This window comes from Pandoraea thiooxydans, assembly GCF_001931675.1.
Classification (GTDB): Bacteria; Pseudomonadota; Gammaproteobacteria; order Burkholderiales; family Burkholderiaceae; genus Pandoraea; species Pandoraea thiooxydans.
The window spans coordinates 725,131-748,267 of sequence record NZ_CP014839.1 but is presented as its reverse complement, the minus strand read 5'-3'; the positions used below and the strand labels follow the sequence as shown (position 1 = coordinate 748,267).

General features: G+C 66.5%; 21 protein-coding genes. 8 read left to right on the top strand and 13 right to left on the bottom strand.

The genetic code is table 11. The annotated features are described in order from the left end of the window. Positions 1 to 25: 25 nt before the first annotated feature. Positions 26 to 1,000 carry a patatin-like phospholipase family protein gene (locus tag PATSB16_RS03340; protein WP_047212632.1) on the bottom strand — a complete coding sequence of 325 codons (975 nt, stop codon included), beginning with the start codon at positions 998 to 1,000 and terminating at the stop codon, positions 26 to 28. A 294-nt stretch (positions 1,001 to 1,294) separates the two neighbouring features. Between PATSB16_RS03340 and PATSB16_RS03335 the strand changes: the two genes are divergently transcribed. Beyond that, positions 1,295 to 2,218, top strand: a complete 924-nt coding sequence (locus PATSB16_RS03335; protein WP_047212631.1) for a recombination-associated protein RdgC — start codon at positions 1,295 to 1,297, stop codon at positions 2,216 to 2,218. A 101-nt stretch (positions 2,219 to 2,319) separates the two neighbouring features. Further along, a complete protein-coding gene (arfB, locus tag PATSB16_RS03330) occupies positions 2,320 to 2,724 on the top strand; it encodes an alternative ribosome rescue aminoacyl-tRNA hydrolase ArfB (protein ID WP_047212630.1) in 405 nt (134 codons plus the stop codon). Here arfB and PATSB16_RS03325 read toward each other — a convergent pair. Both PATSB16_RS03325 and PATSB16_RS03320 read right to left on the bottom strand, forming a co-directional pair. Beyond that, complete coding sequence (locus PATSB16_RS03325) at positions 2,721 to 3,716, bottom strand: aldo/keto reductase (protein ID WP_047212629.1); 996 nt, start codon at positions 3,714 to 3,716, stop codon at positions 2,721 to 2,723. The genes arfB and PATSB16_RS03325 overlap by 4 nt on opposite strands. Positions 3,717 to 3,812: 96 nt before the next feature. After that, on the bottom strand, positions 3,813 to 4,721 hold the full coding sequence (locus tag PATSB16_RS03320; protein ID WP_047212628.1) for a LysR family transcriptional regulator: 909 nt from the start codon (positions 4,719 to 4,721) through the stop codon (positions 3,813 to 3,815). A 92-nt stretch (positions 4,722 to 4,813) separates the two neighbouring features. Here PATSB16_RS03320 and PATSB16_RS03315 point away from each other — a divergent pair, with 92 nt between their 5' ends. Next, positions 4,814 to 5,779: an NAD-dependent epimerase/dehydratase family protein gene (locus PATSB16_RS03315; RefSeq protein ID WP_047212627.1), complete on the top strand. Its 966-nt coding sequence runs from the start codon at positions 4,814 to 4,816 to the stop codon at positions 5,777 to 5,779. Positions 5,780 to 5,830: 51 nt separating this feature from the next. Here PATSB16_RS03315 and PATSB16_RS03310 read toward each other — a convergent pair whose 3' ends face one another. The 5 genes from PATSB16_RS03310 to PATSB16_RS03290 all read right to left on the bottom strand — a co-directional run bounded on the left by PATSB16_RS03310 (position 5,831) and on the right by PATSB16_RS03290 (position 11,474). Continuing rightward, a complete protein-coding gene (locus tag PATSB16_RS03310; protein ID WP_237170287.1) occupies positions 5,831 to 6,757 on the bottom strand; it encodes a DMT family transporter in 927 nt (308 codons plus the stop codon). Next, entirely contained in the window at positions 6,754 to 7,683 is a 930-nt protein-coding gene (locus PATSB16_RS03305) for a bifunctional helix-turn-helix transcriptional regulator/GNAT family N-acetyltransferase (protein ID WP_047212626.1), read from the bottom strand. The genes PATSB16_RS03310 and PATSB16_RS03305 overlap by 4 nt, the downstream gene beginning before the upstream one ends. Before the next feature lie 63 nt (positions 7,684 to 7,746). Then, a complete protein-coding gene (locus PATSB16_RS03300; protein ID WP_047212625.1) occupies positions 7,747 to 8,523 on the bottom strand; it encodes a GNAT family N-acetyltransferase in 777 nt (258 codons plus the stop codon). 111 nt (positions 8,524 to 8,634) lie between these two features. Then, positions 8,635 to 10,344: a 2-isopropylmalate synthase gene (leuA, locus tag PATSB16_RS03295; RefSeq protein WP_047212624.1), complete on the bottom strand. Its 1,710-nt coding sequence runs from the start codon at positions 10,342 to 10,344 to the stop codon at positions 8,635 to 8,637. 368 nt (positions 10,345 to 10,712) lie between these two features. Beyond that, complete coding sequence (locus PATSB16_RS03290) at positions 10,713 to 11,474, bottom strand: 2OG-Fe(II) oxygenase (RefSeq protein ID WP_047212623.1); 762 nt, start codon at positions 11,472 to 11,474, stop codon at positions 10,713 to 10,715. A 191-nt stretch (positions 11,475 to 11,665) separates the two neighbouring features. Here PATSB16_RS03290 and PATSB16_RS03285 point away from each other — a divergent pair, with 191 nt between their 5' ends. Both PATSB16_RS03285 and PATSB16_RS03280 read left to right on the top strand, forming a co-directional pair. Next, positions 11,666 to 12,235 carry a GNAT family N-acetyltransferase gene (locus tag PATSB16_RS03285; protein WP_047212622.1) on the top strand — a complete coding sequence of 190 codons (570 nt, stop codon included), beginning with the start codon at positions 11,666 to 11,668 and terminating at the stop codon, positions 12,233 to 12,235. Further along, a complete protein-coding gene (locus tag PATSB16_RS03280) occupies positions 12,232 to 13,440 on the top strand; it encodes an MFS transporter (RefSeq protein ID WP_047212621.1) in 1,209 nt (402 codons plus the stop codon). The genes PATSB16_RS03285 and PATSB16_RS03280 overlap by 4 nt, the downstream gene beginning before the upstream one ends. Here the strand turns inward: PATSB16_RS03280 and PATSB16_RS03275 are convergent. Next, positions 13,422 to 14,036 carry a trimeric intracellular cation channel family protein gene (locus tag PATSB16_RS03275; RefSeq protein WP_047212620.1) on the bottom strand — a complete coding sequence of 205 codons (615 nt, stop codon included), beginning with the start codon at positions 14,034 to 14,036 and terminating at the stop codon, positions 13,422 to 13,424. The two genes, PATSB16_RS03280 and PATSB16_RS03275, sit on opposite strands and share 19 nt — an antisense overlap. 127 nt (positions 14,037 to 14,163) lie before the next feature. On the opposite strand from PATSB16_RS03275, the gene PATSB16_RS03270 reads away from it, so the two are divergent. Next, positions 14,164 to 15,531, top strand: a complete 1,368-nt coding sequence (locus PATSB16_RS03270; protein WP_047212619.1) for an MFS transporter — start codon at positions 14,164 to 14,166, stop codon at positions 15,529 to 15,531. Between the two features lie 22 nt (positions 15,532 to 15,553). On the opposite strand, the gene kefC is transcribed toward PATSB16_RS03270, so the two are convergent. The 3 genes from kefC to ada form a co-directional block, all read right to left on the bottom strand. Beyond that, positions 15,554 to 17,356: a glutathione-regulated potassium-efflux system protein KefC gene (kefC, locus tag PATSB16_RS03265; protein ID WP_047212618.1), complete on the bottom strand. Its 1,803-nt coding sequence runs from the start codon at positions 17,354 to 17,356 to the stop codon at positions 15,554 to 15,556. A gap of 3 nt (positions 17,357 to 17,359) precedes the next feature. Beyond that, positions 17,360 to 17,926 (bottom strand): glutathione-regulated potassium-efflux system oxidoreductase KefF, encoded by a 567-nt coding sequence (gene kefF / locus PATSB16_RS03260; protein WP_047212617.1) that lies wholly within the window; start codon positions 17,924 to 17,926, stop codon positions 17,360 to 17,362. An 82-nt stretch (positions 17,927 to 18,008) separates the two neighbouring features. Next, the gene (gene ada, locus PATSB16_RS03255) at positions 18,009 to 19,127 is read right to left on the bottom strand and encodes a bifunctional DNA-binding transcriptional regulator/O6-methylguanine-DNA methyltransferase Ada (RefSeq protein WP_156884579.1); all 1,119 of its coding nucleotides are present in this window, start codon (positions 19,125 to 19,127) and stop codon (positions 18,009 to 18,011) included. Between the two features lie 211 nt (positions 19,128 to 19,338). On the opposite strand from ada, the gene PATSB16_RS03250 reads away from it, so the two are divergent. Together PATSB16_RS03250 and PATSB16_RS03245 are read left to right on the top strand one after the other, a co-directional pair. Then, the gene (locus PATSB16_RS03250) at positions 19,339 to 20,598 is read left to right on the top strand and encodes an MFS transporter (RefSeq protein ID WP_047216230.1); all 1,260 of its coding nucleotides are present in this window, start codon (positions 19,339 to 19,341) and stop codon (positions 20,596 to 20,598) included. A gap of 115 nt (positions 20,599 to 20,713) precedes the next feature. Continuing rightward, positions 20,714 to 21,187, top strand: a complete 474-nt coding sequence (locus PATSB16_RS03245; RefSeq protein ID WP_052892551.1) for a DUF4019 domain-containing protein — start codon at positions 20,714 to 20,716, stop codon at positions 21,185 to 21,187. A 48-nt stretch (positions 21,188 to 21,235) separates the two neighbouring features. On the opposite strand, the gene PATSB16_RS03240 is transcribed toward PATSB16_RS03245, so the two are convergent. Beyond that, on the bottom strand, positions 21,236 to 22,990 hold the full coding sequence (locus tag PATSB16_RS03240; RefSeq protein ID WP_047212616.1) for an adenosylcobalamin-dependent ribonucleoside-diphosphate reductase: 1,755 nt from the start codon (positions 22,988 to 22,990) through the stop codon (positions 21,236 to 21,238). Between the last annotated feature and the right edge of the window lie 147 nt (positions 22,991 to 23,137).

Sequence of the window (23,137 nt, the reverse complement as noted above, 5' to 3'; positions counted from 1 at the left end):
CTGCCTTGCCCGACGTCCGGCGTGCTCAGGTCAATCCCAGACGGGCACGGATCGCCGGCATCATGCGCTCGACCGCAGCGTAACCCTCGGCGATGGTCGGCTCGGCGCGGTGAAAATCGAAGATCCCCAGGCCGCCCAGGCGAGGCTGGATCAGGATGTCGGCCGGCTCGCCCGCCAGGCGGCTGCGCGTGATGCGTACCTGCATGATGTCGATGCTTTGCGCGATCGAACTGAACATCGATGGCATGCGCGCGCTCGGCGCCGGCGGGGTATGCACGTCGTCGCTCACGCGGCTGCGATCCGGCGCGAGCCAGCTCGGCCAGGGCTTGCCATTGCGCCGCATCGCCGTCGGCAGCGCCAGCACGCGCGCGCCAGCGTGGGGCTCGCCATCGGGATTGAGGCTGTCGGGCACCGCGCCGCCGAAGTCCCGGCCGTTGAGGATGTCATTGTTGAGATCGACCGCGATGATGCAGTCGGCGTGCATCGCACGAACAGTCGAAACCGGTACCGGGTTCGACAGGCTGCCGTCGACCAGCCAAATGCCGTCGTGCCAGACCGGCGTGAAAATGCCTGGAATCGCGATCGACGCGCGCACCGCGTCGACGATGCTGCCCTCCTGCAGCCAGATCTCGCGGCCCGAATCGAGTTCGGTAGCCACGGCTGCATAGGGCATGTTCAATTGGTCGATGGTGCGGCCCTCGAATTGGTCTTCGAACAGCCGAATGACTTTCTTGCCGCCGAGAAACCCGCCCGAAATACGCAAATCGAGCAGCCGCACCACCGTCTGCCATGTCAGGCGCGAGGCCCATTGCTCGAGCCAGTCCAGATCGCCATTGGCATACACCGCACCGATCAGCGCGCCGATCGACGTGCCGCACACTACGTCGGGTTTCACGCCCGCATCGTGCAGGGCGCGGATCGCACCGATATGGGCCCAGCCGCGAGCGGCGCCGCCGCCCAGCGCCAGGCCGATGCGGGTATGACGCGGGGGCCGGATCATCGCCGCGTCCTCGCAACGGGGCGGCGCACCTCGTCTGGTTCGAGCCAAGGTCGTGCAGCGTCTGTATGCATTGTCACTCTCCGGGGGGATGATCGCGTCGCGCTGTGGCAAACGCGCTGTCGGATTTCTCGACTGCGTTATGTGGCCAATCTTACCTCTGAGCAGACACGCTCGTCAGTCGTCGGTTCGCCCAAATATCGCACGACGGGGAAAATGCCCGCGACCCATGACCGACCCGCGCGACACGCCATCGTATAGAATGCATCGCTTTGCCCTCGCCCTTATCTCTTTCCTATGTGGTTCAAAAATCTCCAGATTCATCGTTTGCCAGCCCCGTGGAGCGTCACGTCCGAGCAGTTGGAACAGTGGCTGGCACCGCATGCCTTCGAGCCCGGCGGCAGTGTCGCGATGCAAAGCCAGGGCTGGGCCTCGCCGCGCGATAACGGCGAACTCGTGTACGCCCGCAACCGGCAGATGCTGCTGACCTTTCGTGCGGAAAAGAAGCTTTTGCCGGCCTCCGTCATCAACCAGGTGACCAAGGCGCGCGCGCAGGAGCTCGAAGAGCAGCAGGGCTTCAAGCCCGGGCGCAAGCAAATGCGCGAACTCAAGGAGCAGGTCACGGATGAACTGCTGCCGCGCGCCTTCAGCATCCGGCGCGACACGCGCGTCTGGATCGACACGGCCAACGGCTGGCTGGTCATCGATGCCGCCTCGCAAGCGGTGGCCGATGACGTGCGCAGCCTGCTGATCAAGTCAGTCGATCAACTGCCGCTGGCCAACGTGAGCGTGGCGCAGTCGCCGGTCGCGGCCATGACCAACTGGCTGCTGGGCGGCGAGGTACCGGGCAATTTCACCATCGACCAGGATGCCGAGCTGCGCGCCAGCGGCGACGGCAACGCGACAGTGCGCTATGTGGGTCAAACGCTCGACGATGCCGAAGTGCGGCGGCATATCGAGGCGGGCAAGCAGTGCGTGCGGCTGGCACTGACCTGGGCCGACCGCATCTCGTTCGTGCTGACGCCGTCGCTGACCATCAAACGCGTCGCGCCGCTCGACGTGATCAAGGAAGCCGAGGACCCGACCGCGCAAAACGACGACGAGCGTTTCGATGCCGACGTCGCGCTCATGACGGGCGAACTCGATCGCCTGTTGGCAGAGCTGCTCGACGTGCTCGGCGGCGAGCAGCAGGGCGCGGCGCCCCAGGCGCTGGCCGCCTGAGGCGGCGGCCGCAACCGGGGATCATGGGTTTTCCCCGGCGCGACGCCGCGCGAAGGCGCGCCAAGCGCAACGGCGCCCGGCAAAATTGCTATGCTAGGGCCATGTTGACACCCATTACGATTCCCGCCCACGAAATCGAGATCACCGCAATCCGCGCGCAAGGCGCGGGGGGCCAAAATGTGAACAAGGTCTCGAGCGCCGTGCACCTGCGCTTCGATATTCGCGCCTCGTCGCTGCCCGAGCCGATCAAGGATCGGCTCCTGCGGCTCTCGGACCAGCGCATTACCCGCGACGGCGTGGTGATCATCAAGGCGCAACAGCATCGCAGCCAGGAGTTGAACCGCCAGGACGCGGTGCGGCGCCTGCACGAGCTGGTGCAGGAAGTGGCGACGCCGCCGCGCCGGCGCCGACCTACACGCCCCACGCTCGGCTCGAAAATCCGCCGGCTCGAGGGCAAGCGCCAGCGCGGCCAGGTCAAAGCGCTGCGCGGGAAAATAGCCGACTAGCGCGCCGCGTCGCCCCAGCGATATTCCATCGATACTTCATCGAGCTTCGCCTTCAGATCGGCGTCGAGCGTCAGGTCCGCCGCGCCCAGCGTGTCGGTCAATTGTTCGGCGCGGCTCGCGCCGATGATCGCCGAGGTAACCGTCGGGTTGGCCAGCACCCAGGCCAGCGCGGTCTGAGTCAGCGGCTTGCCCGTTTGCGCGGCAATCTCCTTGAGCTTTTCGATAGTGTGGAACTCGCGTTCGTGCCAGTAGCGCTGCGTGTACATTTCGCCGGCCTTGCCGACGGTCGCCGTGAAGCGCCCTTCGGTCGGCGTCACGTCGTGCCGGTGCTTGCCGGTGAGAAGACCGCCAGCGAGCGGGTTGTACGGAATCACGGCAAGCTGCTCCTCCTGCGCGAGCGGCAGCAGTTCGCGCTCGATCTGGCGAAACAGCAGGTTGTAGCGCGGCTGCACGGATACGAAGCGCGCCACGCGCAATACGTCGGCGCGGCCCAGCGCGCGCGCCAGCCGATAGGCGAGAAAATTCGATACGCCGATATAGCGCGCCTTGCCTTGCCGCACGATCGTGTCGAGCGCTTCGAGCGTCTCGTCGAGCGGCGTCTGCGCATCGTCGGCATGCAGTTGATACAGATCGACATAGTCGGTGCCGAGCCGGCGCAGCGAAACATCGATCGCATCGAGCAGGTGCTTGCGCGAGGCCCCTTGGTCCCACAGCGAGGGGCCGACCTTGCCGACCGCCTTGGTCGCGAGAATGAAGCGCTCGCGCTTGCCCTTGAGCCATTTGCCGACGATTTCCTCGGTGCGCCCGGCGAGCTGCTCGGTGCCGCCGAGCGGATAGACGTCGGCGGTGTCGATGAAATTGACGCCGGCATCGGCGGCCTTGTCGAGAATCGCGTGCGAAGCGGCTTCTTCGGTCTGCAGACCAAATGTCATCGTGCCGAGGCACAGGCGCGACACGGTCAGACCGGTGCCGCCGAATTTACGATATTGCATGATCGGTTCCTTGAGCGAGGGGGTAACAGCAAGAGAGGATTCATGGCCCGTCGCCATGATACCGTCGGATGCCCGAGCGTGCAGGCCCCGCCCGGTTCAGCCCCGGCCGCTCGTCACGTAGCTCGTGAGGCCCTCGGCGAGCGCCGCGAACGTGGCGCGGCAGCCCGGACTGTCGCGCAGATCCTCGTGCATCGCCAGCCAGACGTCGAGCCGCGGCGCGATCTGTTTCGGGAACAGGCGGATCAGGTCGGCATTGCCGCGTGCCAGCCCGACCTGGCAAAAGCCGAGACCAAAACCGGCGCGCAACGCCGCCAGCGCGCTCAGGTCACTGTCGGTGCGCAGCGCGAAACGGACATCCTTGAGGGCCGGCAAGCGTGCCCTCATCCCGCGCAGGAACGGCGTCTCTTTATCGTAGCCAATCAATGCATGCGCGCCCAGCGCCGCGACACCGGTGGGCGTGCCGTGCCGCGCCAGATAGCGTCGATGCCCATACAAACCCAGCTCGATCGGCCCGATGTGCCGGGCCACCAATGCTTCCTGGCTTGGCCGCTGCATCCGCACTGCGATATCGGCCTCGCGTCGCAGCAGGTCCTCGAGACGGTTCGACGGCGCCAGCTCGATCGACAGATCGGAATGCCGGTCGTGCAACGCCGTCAGGATCGACGGCAGCACCTCGGCACTGATCACCTCGCTGGCCGTAATGCGCACCGTGCCGCGCACGCCGCCGCCCTCGCCCTGGCCGGAGGCGGCGCGCAACAACGCGGCACTGGTCGATTCGAGCGCCTCGGCATAGGGCCGCAGCGCGAGCGCCGCCTCGGTCGGACTTAAGCCCTGCTGGGTACGCACGAATAGCGCAAAGCCCAGCGCCTGCTCGAGCGCATCCAGATGGCGCCCGACGGTGGGCTGCGTCAAGCCCAGCGAGCGGGCCGCGCCGGAAAGCGATCCGGCGCGGAAAACCCCGAGCAGCGTGCGGTAAAAGGTCCAGTTCGGTTCATTTTCTGTCATACAAATATGTATAGCTTATCTATCGGTATAGATAATTTCATTTAATCAGAATTCGCGCAAGAATGCTCGGCATGGAACTTCAGGAGATCCTCATGACGCAGCAACGAATCGCATTGGTACTGGGCGCCACCGGCGGCATCGGCGGCGAGGTGGCTCGCGCGCTGGCGGCGCGGGGCTGGCAGGTGCGGGCCCTGCACCGCCGGCCCGATGCGCTGGCGCGGCGTGATGCGCGCTTCGAGTGGCGGCAAGGCGACGCCATGCGGCGCGCCGACGTCTTGGCCGCCGCCGAGGGCGCGGCGCTGATCGTGCATGCGGTCAATCCGCCCGGCTACCGCGATTGGGACAAGCTGGTCCTGCCGATGATCGACAACAGCATCGCCGCGGCCCGCGCCAGCGGAGCGCGCATCGTGCTGCCGGGCACCGTCTACAACTTCGGCCCGGACGCTTTTCCCATTCTGTCGGAGACCTCGCCGCAGCGACCGCGCACCCGCAAGGGGGCGATCCGCGCCGAACTCGAGCAGCGCCTGCGCGTCGCCGCGGCCGACGGCGTGCGGGCCCTGGTGGTACGCGCCGGCGATTTTTTCGGTCCGGGCGCGGCCAGCAACTGGTTTGCCGGCGGCCTCGTCAAGCCCGGCAAGCCGCTGCGCGCCGTGACCTACCCCGGCCAGGCGGGCATCGGTCACCAATGGGCCTATGTGCCGGACGTGGCCGAAACCATGCTCCGGCTGATCGAGCAGGACGCGCGCCTGCCCGCTTTCGCGGTCTATCACATGCGCGGCCACTGGGACGCCGACGGCAAGACCATGATCGACGCGGTGCGCCGCGCATCCGGCCGGGCCGATCTAAGGGTGCGCGCCTTTGCATGGTGGCTGTTACCGCTGCTGGCGCCATTCTCGACGCTGCTGCGCGAAGTACGCGAGATGCGCTACCTGTGGCAACAGCCACTGCGCATGGACAATGCGGCGCTCGTGCAAATGCTGGGCGAAGAGCCGCATACCGATTGGGACGACGCCGTGTCCAGCACACTGAAATCCCTGCATTGCCTGCAGCAGGCCTGATCGAGATAGCTGGCCCGGCTTCGTTTTGAGCGCATCGCCAACGTGCGATGCCTACCCCAGGCCCGGCGCCGCGCGGCGCGCGCGCCGCTCGCGCAGGGCAATGTTCAGGCCGGTCGCCACCAGCGCGATCGACAGGCACAACGACCATGATGGCCACTGGCGGGCCAGCACGAGCTGGATAGCCGCGGCAGTAACGGGCCCCAGCGCCTGAAATGCGACCACGCGGCTGGCATCGAGCTTGCCCAGCGCCCACAGCCAGCAAAAGTAGCCAATACCGCTCGACAGGCCGATGAAACCGACGTTGCCCCATTGAAAAGCCGTGAGCGGCGGCAATAGCGATTGTCCTGTGGCCACACATAAAGCCAGCAGGAACAGCACGGCGGCGAGCATCGCCAATGCACTGGTCGGCAAGGCCGCGTAGCGTTGCAGGTACGGCCGGTAAAGCAGGCTGCAGGCCGCGCCCGTCACGGTGGCTCCCACCAGGGCGGCAAGCGCGACCCAATGGCTCGCGCTGCCAGGGCTGTCAGCACCGAAATGCGGCGCGGGGAAACCGAGCAGCAGTGCCACCCCCGACATCGCCAACAGCAAGCCGATCGCCCGCCCCAGGCTGAAAATCTCGTGGCCCAGCGCGATCGCCAAGCACATCGTCACCAGCGGCATGGTCGAGAAGATCAACGCGCACGTGGCGGCGGGCAAGGTCTGCAGCGCATAGTTGAGCAGTACGATCAGCAGGGCGAACTGCAGCACGCCGAGTCCGGCAATCGCCCCGATATCTTTCGCAGCAAACTGAACTCTGCGCCGCGATCGGCTCGCATGAAGCACCGGCAACGCCAGTATGCCCAGCCCGATCAGATACCGCAGAAACGCCAGTGTGACCGGCGCGACATCGTGCGCCACGGTGCGCGTGGCGACCATCGCCGCCCCCACCAGCATCCCCGTGAGAGCGGCCGCTGCGGTGGCCGAAGAGGTGTCGTTCACAGCTCGCGCGCCCAGATTTCGCCAACCAGATCCTTGCCGAAACTATGATGCGGCTGCGCTTCGACCATGGCGAAACCGGCCTTTTCGTAGATATGGCGCGCTTCGCTGAGCACGCTGTTGGTCCACAGCACCATCTTGCGATAACCGGCAAGCCTGGCAAAATCCAGGCATTGTTCCACCAGCCGCTTGCCGATGCCCAGCCCGCGAGCGCTCGGTTCAACGTAGAGCAGGCGCAACTTGGCGGTGTGCTCGTCCTGCCGGACCACGAACACCGAGCCGACCACCTGGCCATCCTTCTCGGCGACCCAGCAGTGCTCGGCGCGCGCGTCGAACTCGCGCACGAATTGCGCGACGATCTCCGCCACCAGCGCCTCGAACTCCGCATTCCAGCCATATTCCTGCGCGTACAGAGCACCGTGCCGGTGAACGATCCAGCCCATGTCGCCGGGGCGCGGATCGCGCAATATGTAGCTCGGCTCGCGTTCGCCGAGCAAGGTCTCGATTTGCCGCATCGCGTCGATCAGTTGCTGTTGCTCCGGCAGCGACAGGCGCCCGAGCATGGTCATCACCTCATGGCGCGAGGCCAGATTCAGCGGCTCGAAGGTGGACCGCCCGGCATCGGTGAGTTGCAATTGCGCAACGCGAGCGTCGGCCTCCGAACGTGTCTTCTCGAGCAGACCGCGCTTCTCGAAGCCGCTGATGACCCGGCTCAGATAGCCGGCGTTCAGACCGAGCTCACGGCACAGGTCGGCGCTGGTCAGCCCCGGCCGATGGGCCAGCTCGTACAAGATACGCACCTCGGTGAGCGAGAACTCACTCTCGAGCAAATGCTCGTGGAGAACACCGATCTGGCGCGTGTAGAAACGATTGAAATGGCGGACGGTTTCGGCCCGCTCCTTGAGTCGATCGTCGGATGACACAGACATGGGCGCCTCCTTAAGTTGCCTTAAGCAAAAGTTTATTTGCCAAAAGCAACTAAATCAAGCCCCTTATGTTGCCCTTACGCGATAGTGATAATCGTATGCGTGATGAAACCCGAGCCGCTGATAGAGCTTGAATGCCGGCGTGTTGGCGGCGACCACCTGCAGATAGGCCTGCCTGGCGCCCTGGCGCCGCCCCCAATCCAGCAAGGCGGCGGCGATCCGGCGCCCGACGCCGCGGCCGCGCGCTTCGGGCACGACCAGGATGTCGAACAGCCCCACCCAGCCACGCTCGGCCACGGCCAGCCCGTAGGCAATCGGAGCGCCATCCTGCCACAGCGCGGCGAACACTTTCGGCATGGCAATCGCCGCCAGCATCTCGTCATGGGTAGCCCGCATCGCGGGCGCTATCGCATTGGCCCGCGCAAAACCGGCGCACCAGGCGGCATCCGCTTCGGGCTGTAGCGTCACGGTGGGGTCGGATCGGGTGTCGTGCGCCAGCGGTGCCGTCATCACCAGCGTCGGGTCGATCTGGCGATAGCCGGCGGCGGCCAGCGCGGCGTCGGCCTCCTCGCCGGCCAGCGGCGACAGACGAAAAACCGGCGGCAACGCATGCCGCTCGTAGAACGTCTCGGCCGCACCGATGACGTCAGCCATGGAGCCGGTCGTACACCAGGCATTGGCCGAATTGGCGCGCTTGGTGTAGCCGGCGCCAAGCCGCAGTAGCCAGCCGTCGAAAAATACCGTCTGCCGGGCCGGCCAGGCATTGAAGGCGCACTCCTCCAGCAAGCGGATGAGAGCTGGATCGCCCCGCGTGCTTTGCTTGGCATCGTACAAATCGCTCATGGAGCCTGTTCATTCCTATCGTGAACCGGGTCGCCGATCTTCTCCGCTCGAGTCGGCCAGTGTCAACTCCGACGACACTGGCATGACAACGCTACAGCACTTTGCCCGGCCTCAGCTCGCCGCTTTTTCCACTTCGGCGGCCGACGTCGGCGCGCCGGGCTGACCGGCCCGAATGTGGCGGTTGACCGCGCTGAGCACGGCTTTGAACGATGCCGTGACAATGTCGCGATCGACCCCGACGCCGAAGCCGGTGGCCGAGTCACCCAGGCGCAGTTCGACGTAGCAGGCCGCAGCCGAATCCGCGCCGCTGCCGATCGCATGCTCGTGGTAGTCCATCACGCGAATCGGCAACTGCAGCGCGGCGACAAACGCGGCCAGCGTGCCGTCGGCATGTCCGTCGCACTGGCGCGGCTGGCCTTGATACGACAGTTCCGCCTCGACCAGCGTGCGCTCGGAGCCGGGCGCGTGGCCGGTGCGATGCCGCCGCAAGTGCCATGGCGACTGCTGTTCCAGATACTCGTCGGAGAACAGGCGATAGACGTCCGCAGCCGTGACTTCCTCGCCGGTCTCGTCGGTGACACGCTGCACGGTACGGCTGAATTCGATCTGCAGGCGGCGCGGCAGCGCCAGGCCGTGCTCCTGTTCGAGCAGGTAGGCCACGCCGCCCTTGCCCGACTGGCTGTTGACGCGAATCACCGCGTCGTAGCTGCGCCCCAGATCGGCCGGGTCGATCGGCAAATACGGCACGGCCCACACGGCGTCGGGACGCTGCGCGGCGAAACCCTTCTTGATGGCATCCTGATGCGAGCCGGAGAAGGCCGTGAAGACCAGGTCGCCGCCGTACGGATGGCGTGGATGGACCGGCAATTGATTGCAATACTCGACGCAGCGACGCACCTCGTCGATATCGGAGAAATCGAGTCCGGGCGAGATACCCTGCGTGTAGAGGTTGAGCGCCAGCGTCACCAGATCCACGTTGCCGGTGCGCTCGCCGTTACCGAACAAACAGCCTTCGACGCGATCGGCGCCGGCCATCACGGCCAGCTCGGCCGCGGCCACGCCGGTGCCGCGATCGTTATGCGGGTGAACGCTGAGAATCACCGCATCGCGGCGCGCCAAGTGACGATGCATCCATTCGATCTGGTCGGCATAGACATTGGGCGTGCTGCACTCGACGGTGCTCGGCAGGTTGAAGATCATTTTGCGCTCGGGCGTGGGGCCCCACACTTCCGAGACGGCATTGCAGATCTCCAGCGCGAAATCGAGCTCGGCCGTGCTGAATGTCTCCGGCGAGTACTGAAACACCCATTCGGTCTCCGGCCGCGCCTCGGTCAACTGCTTGATCAGTCGCGTGCCCGCTACCGCAATCTCGATCACCTCGGCGCGCGTCATGCCGAACACGACCTCGCGCCAGGCCGGCGAAATCGCGTTGTACAGATGGACGATGGCGCGCCGTGCACCGGCCAGCGAGTCGACGGTGCGGCGAATCAGTTCCTCGCGCGACTGCGTGAGCACCTCGATCGTAACGTCCTCGGGAATCCGGTTTTCCGTGATCAGTTTGCGTACGAAATCGAAGTCGGTTTGCGAGGCCGACGGAAACGCAACCTCGATTTCCTTGAGGCCGACCGCCACCAGTTGCTCGAAAAACCGCAGCTTGCGCTCGGCGTTCATCGGTTCGATCAGCGACTGATTACCGTCGCGCAAATCGGTGCTCATCCAGATCGGCGGCGCCTCGATGCGGCGGCTCGGCCAGGTGCGCTCGGTGAAATCGCGGGCGAACGGAATGAAAGGGCGATACTTGCTTGAGGGGTCTTGCAACATGGAAACCTCCGACAACTAGACTCAGGAAATGTGTGTGTGGCGACCGGCTGGCGGACTGCCACGCGACACTAGGCCCGGCAGCCGATCGGTAGGTCTAGTAGGAGGGATAGCGAGAGGATACGGCCCGACACGCGCACGCGAGCAGGCAGCAACAGCGCGGCGGCTGTGTCCTGACTCGAGTTGGCAAAACGAAAATTCGTCATGGCGCGTTTGCGGGAGGCAATCCGGTGGCGGACTGCTGATTTTGCGCGAAAAATCGCGCAGGTCAAAAATCGGATGTTTTTTAGAATAGCGGCCCTCGAGCGTGCCGTCCAGCATTTTTTGCGGCACGGACGTCTGGCGTTGCCTCGCGGAACCGTCAGCCCCGCCTACTGGGCATCGTGAAAAATGAGGCCCAGCGTGTGTCGCCGCCCCGAGCGGACCTCGCTCACGCCGTGGCGCAGATTGACCCGGTAGATGCCGCGCGCGCCCTGTACTGGCCGGTGGTGCACGGCGAAGATCACCGCGTCGCCCTGCTTCAGCGGTACCACGTGCGGGCGCGACTGCATGCGCGGGCGCTGTTCGGTCAGCACGAATTCGCCGCCGGTGAAGTCGCGCGCCGGTGCCGACAGCAGAATTGCCACTTGCAGCGGAAATACGTGCTCACCGTACAAATCCTGATGCAGGCAGTTATAGTCGCCGGGGCCGTATTGGAGCAGCAGCGGGGTCGGACGGCGCTGGCCGGCGTCTTGGCAGCGCCGCAGGAACGCTGCATGATTGCGCTCGAATCGGTCCGCGAGACCGAGCGCCCGTTGCCAGCGATTGGCGATCTCGCAAAGATGCGGGTACAACGCAGTGCGCAGGGCATGAACCGGCTGCGGCAACGGGTATGCGTAGTAGCGGTATTCACCGCGCCCGAAACCGTGCCGGCTCATCACCACGCGGCTGCGAAAGCGCTCATCGTCGGCGTAGCCGACAGCCAACCGAGCGCACTCATCCGCGCCGAGCAGGCCAGGTACGACCGCCCAGCCGCGCTCGTCGAGCGCGACGCCCAAGTCTGCCCAGGGCTGCGCGTCGACGCGGGCGGCCCAGTCGAGCGTGGACGGAGCGGCCTGGGCGACCTGAACGCGATCAAATACGGAAGCGTGCATCGGGCAATTTTCCTCACATGGTGAATTCGATCTCCCATCCTAGCGTCGAGGCTGGTTGTGCCGCACTCCGAATCTTGCGGTGCGACCCGCAGCCCGGGTCGATCGGCTCGCCAAGCATTTCCTTCACATCGCAAGTAAAATCATGGCTTTCGCGTCCGGCGCCCCGCCGGCGACCCGCCACAGGATGTCGCATGCCCAGCCTCACTCCGCCCGGCCTGATCGTTCGGAACGCTACCGAAGCCGACCTGCCTGCGATCCAGCAGATCTACGCCCATCACGTGCGGCATAGCCTGGCCAGCTTCGAGGAAGTGCCGCCTGATCTGGCCGAGTTGCGCGCGCGACGCGCTGCCGTGCTGGGTCACGGCCTGCCCTATCTGAGCGCGGAGCAGGACGGCACCGTGGTCGGCTATTGCTACGCGACGCCCTACCGAACCCGCCCGGCCTATCGCCATACCATCGAGGATTCGATCTACATCGCCCCGGAACTGGCCGGCCGAGGCATCGGCCGGGCCTTGCTGAGCGCGTTGATTGCACGCTGCGAGAGCGGTCCCTGGCGCCAGATGATCGCCGTCATCGGCAATAGCGGCAACGCCGGGTCGGTCGGCCTGCACCGGGCGCTGGGCTTTCGGCTGGTCGGCACCTTCGAAGGCGTTGGCTTCAAGCATGGCCAGTGGGTCAACACGGTGCTGATGCAACGCGCCCTGGGCGACGGCATGGATTCGCCGCCCACGGGCTTCACCGCCGGGCAAGGCGCCCGATGATCGCGCGCCGCACCGTGGTGCTGCTGGGCCTGTCGCAGTTGATCTGCTGGGGCATCACCTACTATCTGATCGGCGGCTTCGGGGCATCGATCGTTGCCGACCTGGGTTGGCCGCCGACGCTCGTCTACGGCGGGTTCTCGGCCGCGCTGCTGGTGATGGGCCTGGTCTCGCCCGTGACCGGACGCCTGATCGACCGCTTCGGCGGGCGCCCGGTGATGGCCGCCGGTTCGCTGTGCAGCGCAATCGGCTGCGCCGGCCTCGCGCTGTCGCATAACGTGCTGATTTATTACGCGGCCTGGCTATGCCTGGGTCTGGCCATGCGGCTGACGCTTTATGACGCCGCGTTCGCCGCGCTGGCGCGTCTTGGCGGCCCTGAAGCACGCCAGCCAATGGCCCAGATCACGCTGCTCGGGGGCTTGTCCTCGACGGTATTCTGGCCGCTCGGCCACCGGCTCGCGCTCGCCTTCGGTTGGCGCGGGGCGCTGCTGGCCTACGCCGGCTTCGCGCTGCTGACGCTGCCGCTGCATTTGGCCATTCCGGCCGGCAGATACCGCGCATCGCCGGGCGCCAGGCACGCCGCGCCGCCGGCACTGGCGGCGACCGGGTCGCAGCGGCTGCTCGCCGGCGGGCTGTATGTGGTCATCGTCACGCTGGCGAATTTCCTCAACTCGGGCATGTCGGCGCACATGATCGACATCCTGTCGGGTCTCGGCCTGGGTGCCGGCCTCGCGGTCTGGATCTCGACGCTGCGCGGCATCGGCCAATCGTCGTCACGCCTGTGCGAAGTGGCATTCGGCAAGCGCCTGCACCCGCTGCAGCTCAATTTGCTCGCCACCGCGGGCCTGCCGCTGTGTTTTCTCGCCGGTGTGTTCAGCGGTCACTTCCTCGCCGCAGCCATCGTGTTCGCATTTCTGTACGGGGCCAGCAATGGACTGGTGACGATCACGCGCGGCACTTTGCCGCTGGTGCTGTTCGACCATCGCACCTATGGCAGCTTCGTCGGGCAGTTGCTGGTGCCCAGCTTCCTGCTCTCGGCGGTCTCGCCGCTGGCCTATGCATTCGTGATCGCGCATTTCGGCGAGCGGGCTGCGCTGGACCTGTCGATCGTGCTGGCCAGCGTCATCGTGCTGGCCGCGGCCATCCTGAAATGGCGCTTTGACCCGGCGGCGACGGCAACGCCGCCGTCTCAGGGCTTGTCACGGTAGACGAACTTCGGAATATGCCAGTCATAACGAATCGCCAGCGCGCGCAGACAGAACCCGCCAATCAGGCAGCCGACCACGGCCGCGCCCTCGGGTACCGCGAAGTGCCGCAGCACGACATAGGCCAAACCCACCAGCAGCGAGATGCTGGCATACATTTCATGACGAAATACGAGCGGCACGTCGCCGCAGAAAAGGTCGCGCATGATACCGCCGAAGCACCCGGTGATCAGGCCGCTGATGATCACCACGGTGGCGGCATGCCCTGCCTCCAGCGCGACATTGCAGCCGATCAGCGTGAACGCCACCAACCCCAGCGCATCGATCAGCAGGAACACCACGCGCAAATAGCGCAGCACCCCGGCGAGCAGCGCCGCGGCCAATGCCGCACCCGCCGTGAACCAGATGTATTCCGGGTGTCCTACCCAGCTCAGCGGGTAATGCCCGAGCAGCACGTCGCGCACCGAGCCGCCGCCCAGCGCGGTCACGCAGGCGACGAAACACACGCCGAACAGATCCATGTCGCGCCGGCCGGCGGCCATCGCGCCGGTCATCGCCTCGGCGACGATCGCCACCAGAAAAATGGCATAAAGCAGCATAAGCGGCCCTCGAATCGCGTCGCGGTATTTTACGCTGCGGCATGGCGCTTGGGCCAACCCGGATTGTTTGGCAAAATCTCAACCCTGCGCGCTGCGCGAAGCGCGCGCCGTCCCCTCGCATCCGACCATGTCCGATAAACCGACCGACGGTCTGCCGCTGCCGCAACGCTACTGGGCAATCCTGACGATCATCCTGGGCCTCACGCTGGCTGTGCTCGACGGCGCGATCGCCAATGTCGCGCTGCCGACCATCGCCAGCGATCTGCATGCGCGGCCGGCCGCCTCGATATGGATCGTCAACGCCTATCAGTTGGCGATCACGATTTCGCTGCTGCCGCTGGCTTCGCTGGGTGACATCGTCGGTTACCGGCGCATTTATCGCATCGGCCTGGCAATTTTCACGGTCGCCTCGCTGGCTTGCGCGCTATCCGATTCGCTGCTGACATTGACCCTGGCGCGGGTGCTGCAGGGTTTTGGCGCGGCCGGCATCATGAGCGTCAACACCGCGCTGGTACGTGTGATTTATCCGCAACGCCTGCTCGGGCGGGGCATCGGCATCAACGCGCTGGTAGTGGCCGGCGCCGCCGCGGCCGGCCCGACGGTCGCCGCCGGCATTCTGGCCATCGCGCACTGGCAATGGCTGTTCGCCGTGAACGTGCCGATCGGCATAGCCGCCTTCGTGGTCGCCATGCGTGCCCTGCCCGAGAGCCAGCGCTCGCCTCACGCATTCGACTGGCAAAGCGCGCTCTACAACGCCCTGACATTCGGACTGCTGATTTCCGCCATCGACAGCTTCGGTCATGGCCAGCGACTCAGCATGGTCGCACTGGAGCTATTTTCGTCGCTGGCCATCGGCGTGCTGCTGGTGCGTCGTCAATTGATCCTGCCGTCGCCGTTGTTGCCGATCGATTTACTGCGCATCCCGATGTTCGCCCTCTCGATGAGTACGTCGGTCTGTTCGTTCGCCGCACAGATGCTGGCCTTCGTATCATTGCCGTTCTTCCTGCAGGACACGCTCGGGCGCAGTTACGTCGCCACCGGTTTGCTGATGACGCCGTGGCCGTTGGCCATCGTGGTGGTCGCGCCGGTCGCTGGACGGCTGGTGGAGCGCTACCACCCCGGCTTGCTGGGTGCCATCGGGCTGCTGGTTTTCTGCAGCGGCCTGAGTCTGCTGGCGATGCTGTCGGTGCATCCGTCGTCGCTCGACATCGTCTGGCGCATGGCGCTGTGCGGCGTCGGCTTCGGGCTGTTTCAGTCGCCGAACAACTACGCGATCATTACCTCGGCCCCCAGGCACCGCAGCGGCGGCGCGAGCGGCATGCTGGGCACCGCGCGGCTGGTCGGACAGACCACCGGCGCCGCACTGGTGGCGCTGGTGTTCAATTTGGCCCCGGTGCGCGGCACCACCGTCACGCTGGTCGTGGCCGCCGGCTTCGCGCTGCTCGCCGCCAGCACGAGCGCCCTGCGCATGCGCTTGCCGCGCCCGGCCGGGTGAGCACGCGCGTGGCGTGGCCGGACTAAAACCAGGCCTCGCCGTGAGCGGCCTGGCGTCGTTCGCGGTCGCGCCGGAACATTTCCTCCAGTTCCTCCCGCCCCTCCCGGGCGCTCGACACCAGCGCCTTGCGATTTTTATAAAAGGGATAAACCCGTCCGATCGAGTCGATGTTGTGGCGCCGGAATTTCAGTGCGATCGAGCGCGCCTCGAACGGGTCGTGTCCCAGCCCCTCTAGCACTGCGCGGCCCAGGCGCAGCGACGATTCAAAGGTCTCCCGCTCGATCACGTGAACCTGCCGATCCATCAATTGGTAGATATGCGACACGTTGCGCGCGCGGCAATAGATCCGCAGGTGTGGAAAGCGCTCGCGCACACGATCGATCAACGCCAGGCTCTCGTCGACGCCATCGATGGCTACCACCAGGATCTTCGCCTCGGCCGCCCCGGCCGAGTCCAACAGGTCCATGCGCCCGGCATCGCCATAAAACACCTTGAGCCCGAACTCGCGCAGCATATCGATCTGGTCCGGGTCGTGATCGAGCACTGTCACGCCGATCCCCTGGCTGTAGAGCAGGCGGCCGACAATCTGCCCGAAGCGGCCAAAGCCGGCGATCAGCACCGGGTTATGCTGCGAGGCGATGGTATCGTCGGGGCGCGCATCGCGCCGGTTCGCACGCGGCGCGATCAGGCGGTCGTGCAGCACCATCAGCAACGGCGTCATGACCATCGACAACGCCACCACCAGCGTCAGCAGCGAGGCGGTCGCGGCCGGGATAATGCGTCCGGCAGCCGCGGCGGCAAACACCACGAAAGCGAACTCGCCGCCCTGCGACAGCACGAAGGCAAACAGCAGGCGCTGCGGCCGGGCGACCGCCATCGCGCGGCTGACGAGCGTCAACACCACCGTCTTGACCGCGCACAGCAGCAGCACCAGCCCGATCACCTGCCATGGATGCGCAACGAAAATGCCGAAATCGATCGACATGCCCACGGCCATGAAAAACAGCCCGAGCAGCAGGCCCTTGAACGGCTCGATATCGGCTTCGAGCGCGTGCTTGTATTCGGAATCGGCCAATAGCACGCCGCCGAGGAAGGTGCCCAGCGCCATCGACACGCCCACGCTCTGCATCAAATAAGCCAGCCCCGCGACCAGAAACAGCGCGAAGGCCGTGAAGATTTCGCGGGCGTCCAGCGCGGCGATCTTGCGCAGGGCCGGACGCAGCAGAAAGCGCCCGCCCAGCACCACCGCCGCGATCACCGCCACCGCCCTGGCGATCGCCGGCCAGTGCCCGCCGCCCGGCGTGCCGATGCCGCCCAGCAGCGGCAGTAGCGCAATCAATGGAATGGCCGCGATGTCCTGAAACAGCAGGATGCCAAAGCTGACCGTGCCGGCCGGCGAATTGCGCAGATTGCGCTCGCCCAGGATCGCCAGTGCGATCGCGGTGGACGACAGCGACAGGCCCAGCGCGGCGACCAGCGCAACCCGCCAGGAGGCGCCCAGCATCATGCCGAGCAGGTAGATCGCCAGCGCGCAGGCCGCCATCTGCAGTCCGCCATAGCCGAAAATGCCGCGCCGCAACGACCACAAGCGGCGCGGCTCGAGCTCGAGCCCGATCAGGAACATCATCATCACCACGCCGAACTCGGAAAAATGCAGGATGGTCTGCACGTTGCGCACCAAACCCAATGCCCACGGTCCGATCGCGACGCCGGCGATCAGATAGCCGAGCACCGAGCCCAGGCCCACCGCGCGCGCCACCGCCACCGCCGCGACGGCCGCGCCAAAATAGATCAGGACGTTGGTCAGAACAGTGTGTTGTTCCATCGCTCAGGCTCCCTCGACAAACGGCAGGCGGCCGGTGGCAACGAACTGCCGCAAGGCGGCGCACACCGCATCGATATGCGCGCTCACGGCCTCGGGCGAAGCGCCGCGCGCGTCGTGGAACACCTGCGGCGGCAGCCAGCGCATCCGGCATAGCGCCGCGGTCTGCTGCAGGGGGGGCAGAAAAGCGTCGAAATGAAAGCCGTGCAACGCCCCGGGCCGATAGGCCTGCTGCGCGCTGCCGGCGGTGAGCAGCACCAGCAGCGCCTTGCCGCGCAGGGCCGTGCCGCCCTCGCCGAAAGCCCAGCCGTGCGTGAACACCGTGTCGAGCCATTCCTTCATCAGCGAGGGCATCGCATACCAGTGCACCGGGTATTGCCAGACCACCAGCTCGGCCGAGGCGAGTGCAGCCTGCTCGGCGGCGACGTCGATGTCGAAATCGGGATAGCGCACGTACAGGTTGCGCACCCGTACGCCATCGAGCTGCTCGAGCGCATGGCGCAACGGTTCGTTGACGCGCGACAGGCGGGGCGCCGCATGCGCATAAATCACCACCACCCGGGATTCGGGCATCTCGGCTCCTCGCACTGTTCATGATGGAGCCGTGATTATGCCCAAACCGGCGCGCCTTGCACGCGCCATCGGGCTCGCTGCGTCAGGCAGGCGTGCCGCCGCCGGCTTGCACCGCCTCCTTGTCGAGCAACGCGCGCTTGCGCTCGACCCCCCAACGGTAACCGGACAGCGCGCCGTCGGTGCGCACTACGCGGTGGCACGGGATGGCCACGGCCAGCCAGTTCGACGCGCACGCCTGAGCCACCGCCCGCACCGCCCGGGGCTGACCGATACGCCGGGCAATCTCGGCATAGCTCGCGGTAGAGCCCGGCGGAATCTCGCGCAACGCCTGCCACACGCGCTGTTGAAACGCAGTGCCGAGCACGTCCAGCGGCAAATCCAGGCCGCGCGCGGGACGATCGATAAAGCCCACCACGCACGCAATCCATTGTTCGAACTCGGCGTCGGCGCCGACCAGTTGCGCATTCGGGAAACGGTCCTGCAGGTCACGCACCAGCGCATCGGGATCGTCGCCCAGCAAAATCGCGCACACGCCCTTGCCGGTAGCGGCCACCAGGATCGGGCCGAGCCAGCATTCACCCACCGCAAAGCGGATCGAGACGCCGCGGCCGCCCGCGCGAAAAGCCGTCGGCGTCATGCCCAGCACATCGGGCGAAGTCTCGTAGAAGCGGCCATTGGAATTGAAGCCTGCGTCGTAAATCGCCTCGGTCACGGTCGCGCTGCGGCCCAGCGCATCGCGCACGCGGCGAGCGCGGTGCGCATCGCCGTAGGCCTTGGGCGTCACGCCGGTCTGGGCCCGGAACAAGCGATGGAAATGGAACCGGCTCATCTGCGCGGCACGCGCCAGGTCTTCCAGGCTGGGCATCTCGGGTGCCTGCTCGATGGTGCGGCAGGCAGCGGCGATCAGCGCCGCCTGCCGCGCGGCGGGGCCTTGCTGGTCGGGCCGGCAACGCTTGCAGGGCCGAAATCCCGCCTGCTCGGCGGCTTGCGCGCTGGCGTGGAACTGGATGTTCTCGCGGCGCGCCCGGCGCGACGCACACGACGGACGGCAATACACGCCGGTGGTACGCACCGAGTAATAGAACACGCCGTCGGCCGCCGGATCGCGTTGCAGCACGGCCTCCCACTTGGCCTCATCGCTGGCGTATGGCGCCTTGACATCGGAGACGGCTTTTACTGCGGCATCGGTCATTGCGTTCATGAAATCAAACTCCGGAAACGTCGCTTGCCGGTGGCGACTGCTGCTCCACGACACGACTGTACCCCGAGTATAGGTACGCGTCCGGGCGCAAGCACTCCGCCGCTTGCGGTCGAATTCCGCGCCCGGGCCCGAGTGTGGGCGCAAGAAGCGGAGCGCGCGCGACGGCCGCATGCCGCATGCTGCGCACTCCTTCACTCCCCTGCGGTTCATCATGCCACAAGACTTCTCCGGCGCTTGCGCCACCCCGCCATCGACGCCCGGCCTGGGCACGCCATTCCATCGCCTGGCATGGTCGAATCTGCTGGCGCAGTCAGCCGAGCAAATCGGCCTGGCCGCCGCGCCGATGGTGGCCGTGCTCTCGCTCGGCGCCGGGCCCGGCGCAACCGGCTTTCTCACGGCGCTGCAGAGTCTGCCCTTCCTGTTGCTGTCATTCCCCGCCGGCGTGCTGGTCGACCGGTTTTCGCGCCGCCGGCTCATGACGCTGGCGGAGATGTGCCGAGTGATCGCCCTGCTGGCGCTGCCTGCCTTGATGCTGCTGGGTTCGCTCAATATCGCCCTGCTCGGCCTGCTCGGCTTTGCGGGCGCCACCGGCACCGTCGCGTTCAGCGTTGCGGCGCCGGCTCTGGTGCCCGCGCTGGTGCCGCGCGAGGCCTGGTCGGCCGCCAACGGCCGGCTCGAACTGGCGCGCAGCACCGCATTTGCGCTCGGGCCCGCGCTGGCCGGCGCCCTGATCGGCTGGGCCGGTGTATCCCAGGCGTTCGTGCTGGCAGCCGTGCTCTCGAGCGGCGCGGTGCTGTTGCTGCGCGGCATTGCCGAGCCGGTCCGGCCGGCCCAGCCGCGACGCCACTTTTGGGCCGATCTCAAGGAAGGTGCCGGCTTCGCCTGGTTTCATCCGCTGCTGCGCCCGATCCTGCTCACTGCGGTGTTCTGGAATCTGTCATGGTTCGTGCTGCAGGCGGCCTACGTGCCCTATGCGGTTCATGTGCTGGGCTTGAACGCGGTGGGCATCGGCACGACCCTGGCGATGTCAGGGGCCGGCATGGTGCTTGGTGCGCTGCTGGCGCCGCGCGTGGCGCGCCATTTGAGCTTCGGTGCGGCAATTCTGATCGGCCCTGTGCTGTCGGTGGCCGCCGCCGCGCTGATGGCCGCCACCGGCTGGGTGCACTCGATGGCGGTCGCCGCCGGGGCGTTTTTCCTGTTCGGCGCGGGCCCGATCATCTGGAGCATCAACCAGACCACGCTGCGCCAGAGCGTGACGCCCGACGCCCTGCTGGGGCGCGTGTCCGCCTTCTTCCTGACCGCCAACACCGGCGCACGGCCGCTCGGCGCCGCATTGGGCGGGGTGATCGGCGCCACCTACGGGCCGCGCTGCGCGATTTTTCTGGCCGCCGGCGGCTTTCTCGTGCAAGCCGCTATCATCCTGGGCTCGACCGTCGCCAGGCTCGAGCGCCTGCCGGCCCCGACCACCTGACTCGCGCCTTGTTCGACGGCCGGGAACGACCAGGCCGCCAGGCGGTCTGTTCAACTCGCGTTATCGGTGCTACCTTGCCCGCTTAACGGAATCCCGCGCACAAAGGACATCTTCGATGCACGTGTTGAAACGAATCGGTATGTTGGCGATGCTCGCAACGCTTCTTGGCGGCTGCTCGTCGATGAGCCAGGACTGGCACAAATTGTGGGGCGGCAAATCGCCGGCGGCGACGCAGGCCGATGCCTCGCCCGAGCTGGCGGCGGCGGCCGCGCAGCGCTGGCTGGCGATTCTCGACAGCGGCAACTATGAAGCCGGTTGGAAAGCAGCGTCGCCGGCGCTGCAGGCCGGCATCAGCCAGACCGATTGGGTCGCGCAAATGCAGACCGTACGCGCGCCCTACGGCGCGAAAACCGCACGCGGCGACGGCGTGCTCACCCGCCGCCATCGCGAAGGCGAGCCGTTCGATACGCTGTGCTTGCGCTATCACACCGCCTTCGTCCATGGCACGGCCGACGAGACGGTCTGCATGGCCAGCGACAACGGCAAAACCTGGCTGACGAAGTCATATAGCGTGGTGCCCGCGCAATAACGCGGCGGGATCGCTCAAGGCAAGGCAGCTCGCGGCTTTGACGCGATTTCAGGCATGGGGCGGTCTGACGCACAGAATGCCCTGGCGCAAGGCTGTCGGCCGGTAGGTCGTACAGCCCTTGAGGCCGAGCCGGGCGGCCCGTTCATAGGTTGCGCGAAACGCCTCGAAATCGATCGCGGCCGGCAGATTCACGGTTTTGGCGATAGCGTTGTCGACATACCTCTGCAACGCTGCCTGCATCTGCAATTGCGCGATGGCCGACACCTCCGAGCTCGCCCGGAATGCCGGCGGCACTCCCGTCACGTCGCCGCTCAACCGGCGATACGCCAGCACCGAGTGGCTGTGCAGCGTCATCACGCGGTCGGTCTCGCCGCCCCGCAGGCGGCGATCGTAGGATGGCGCGAAAATCGGCTCGAGACCGCTCGACACATTGTTGGCCAGCAGGCTGATCGAGCCGGTCGGCGCAATCGCCGTCAGGTGGCTGTTGCGAATCCCGAACGCGGCGATACCGTCGCGGATGTCCTGCGGCAGCGCCGCAATGAAAGGCGCCTGCAGGTACGGTTTGGCCGAAAATGCCGCGCAGGGACCCTTTTCGGTGGCCAGCGCCACCGACGCGCGATAAGCGCCGTGACATATCTCACCCATGACGCGCGCCGCGAAATGCCGTCCCGCCGCGCTGTCGTAGCGCAGGCCAAGCATCACCAGCGCGTCGCCCAACCCCATCAGCCCCAGGCCGAGCCTGCGCGCCCCCTGCCCGACGGCCTGCTGCGCCGGCAACGGAAACGCCGATATCTCGTAGACGTTGTCGAGCATGCGCACGGCCAGCGGCACCAGCCGGCGCAAGGCCGGCCAGTCGAAAGACGCCTGCGCGGTGAACGGCGCGCAAACGAACGCCGTCAGATTGAACGAGCCCAGATCGCAGGCGCCGTAAGGCGGCAACGGAATTTCGCCGCATGGGTTGGTCGCATGCAGCCGCTCGCAGTAGGCCAGGTTATTGCAGCGGTTGATCCGATCGATGAACAGCACGCCGGGCTCGGCCGTTTCATAGGCGTTGCGCAGGATCGCATCCCATAATGTCACCGCCGGTATCGTGCGCACCACTTGGCCACCCGCTTCCCCGCGCGCCGGAAAGCGCAGCGGCCAGGGCGCGCGCGCGGCGACCGCCGCCAAAAACGCGTCGCCGACGAGCACCGACAGATTGAAATGACTCAGCGCGCCGGGCTCTCGCTTGGCCCGCACGAACGCCTCGATGTCGGGATGGTCACACGCCAGCACCGCCATCATCGCGCCGCGCCGCTGCCCTCGCGTTTCCACTGTCGCGCAGAGTTTATCCCACACGTGCATCCAGGCGATCGGCCCCGCAGCGAAGGCACCGCTGCCGCTGGCCGACTCGCCACGCGGGTGCAACGCGGAAAAATCCAGTCCAATACCCCCGCCGGCCTGCAACGTCAAGGCGCTTTCGCGCAGCGCCCTGAAGCGCGCGTCGGCCGCATCGGCCACGTCGGGCATGACGAAACAGTTGAGCAGACAGGCATCGCCACGGGTGCCGGCGCCTGCCAGAATGCGTCCGCCCGGTACGAAGCGAAAACCTGCCAGCGCACGGTAGAAACGGCGCGCCCACAGACCGCGTGCGGCAGGCTCCGCCCCCGCCAGCGCGCGCGCCACCCGCCACCAGGTTTGCGCGATATCGCACTCGGGCGCCCCGCCAGGCGGCTGCCAACGATATTTCGTGGCCCACACGTGCCGCGACACGGGGGACAGCTGGTAGCGCGCCGCGCGTGCTTCGATCTGCCTGTGCATCATGGGATTTCGCGGGCTCCTTGCGCGCCGGAATTGCTTTGATACTGCGCGTGCCGGCGCTGGACGCCTTGACGAGGGTCAAGCGCCAGGCGCGCGTTGCCGCGTCGCTTGACATATGTCATGAAGCCCGGCGGCGGCCGGGTCTATAAG

What these genes read in the sequence shown, in the direction of transcription:
- PATSB16_RS03340 (WP_047212632.1), bottom strand. Translation starts at nt 1,000, where the DNA reads ATGATCCGGCCCCCGCGTCATACCCGCATCGGCCTGGCGCTGGGCGGC.
- PATSB16_RS03335 (WP_047212631.1), top strand. Translation starts at nt 1,295, where the DNA reads ATGTGGTTCAAAAATCTCCAGATTCATCGTTTGCCAGCCCCGTGGAGC.
- arfB (WP_047212630.1), top strand. Translation starts at nt 2,320, where the DNA reads ATGTTGACACCCATTACGATTCCCGCCCACGAAATCGAGATCACCGCA.
- PATSB16_RS03325 (WP_047212629.1), bottom strand. Translation starts at nt 3,716, where the DNA reads ATGCAATATCGTAAATTCGGCGGCACCGGTCTGACCGTGTCGCGCCTG.
- PATSB16_RS03320 (WP_047212628.1), bottom strand. Translation starts at nt 4,721, where the DNA reads ATGACAGAAAATGAACCGAACTGGACCTTTTACCGCACGCTGCTCGGG.
- PATSB16_RS03315 (WP_047212627.1), top strand. Translation starts at nt 4,814, where the DNA reads ATGACGCAGCAACGAATCGCATTGGTACTGGGCGCCACCGGCGGCATC.
- PATSB16_RS03305 (WP_047212626.1), bottom strand. Translation starts at nt 7,683, where the DNA reads ATGTCTGTGTCATCCGACGATCGACTCAAGGAGCGGGCCGAAACCGTC.
- PATSB16_RS03300 (WP_047212625.1), bottom strand. Translation starts at nt 8,523, where the DNA reads ATGAGCGATTTGTACGATGCCAAGCAAAGCACGCGGGGCGATCCAGCT.
- leuA (WP_047212624.1), bottom strand. Translation starts at nt 10,344, where the DNA reads ATGTTGCAAGACCCCTCAAGCAAGTATCGCCCTTTCATTCCGTTCGCC.
- PATSB16_RS03290 (WP_047212623.1), bottom strand. Translation starts at nt 11,474, where the DNA reads ATGCACGCTTCCGTATTTGATCGCGTTCAGGTCGCCCAGGCCGCTCCG.
- PATSB16_RS03285 (WP_047212622.1), top strand. Translation starts at nt 11,666, where the DNA reads ATGCCCAGCCTCACTCCGCCCGGCCTGATCGTTCGGAACGCTACCGAA.
- PATSB16_RS03280 (WP_047212621.1), top strand. Translation starts at nt 12,232, where the DNA reads ATGATCGCGCGCCGCACCGTGGTGCTGCTGGGCCTGTCGCAGTTGATC.
- PATSB16_RS03275 (WP_047212620.1), bottom strand. Translation starts at nt 14,036, where the DNA reads ATGCTGCTTTATGCCATTTTTCTGGTGGCGATCGTCGCCGAGGCGATG.
- PATSB16_RS03270 (WP_047212619.1), top strand. Translation starts at nt 14,164, where the DNA reads ATGTCCGATAAACCGACCGACGGTCTGCCGCTGCCGCAACGCTACTGG.
- kefC (WP_047212618.1), bottom strand. Translation starts at nt 17,356, where the DNA reads ATGGAACAACACACTGTTCTGACCAACGTCCTGATCTATTTTGGCGCG.
- kefF (WP_047212617.1), bottom strand. Translation starts at nt 17,926, where the DNA reads ATGCCCGAATCCCGGGTGGTGGTGATTTATGCGCATGCGGCGCCCCGC.
- ada (WP_156884579.1), bottom strand. Translation starts at nt 19,127, where the DNA reads ATGAACGCAATGACCGATGCCGCAGTAAAAGCCGTCTCCGATGTCAAG.
- PATSB16_RS03250 (WP_047216230.1), top strand. Translation starts at nt 19,339, where the DNA reads ATGCCACAAGACTTCTCCGGCGCTTGCGCCACCCCGCCATCGACGCCC.
- PATSB16_RS03245 (WP_052892551.1), top strand. Translation starts at nt 20,714, where the DNA reads ATGCACGTGTTGAAACGAATCGGTATGTTGGCGATGCTCGCAACGCTT.
- PATSB16_RS03240 (WP_047212616.1), bottom strand. Translation starts at nt 22,990, where the DNA reads ATGATGCACAGGCAGATCGAAGCACGCGCGGCGCGCTACCAGCTGTCC.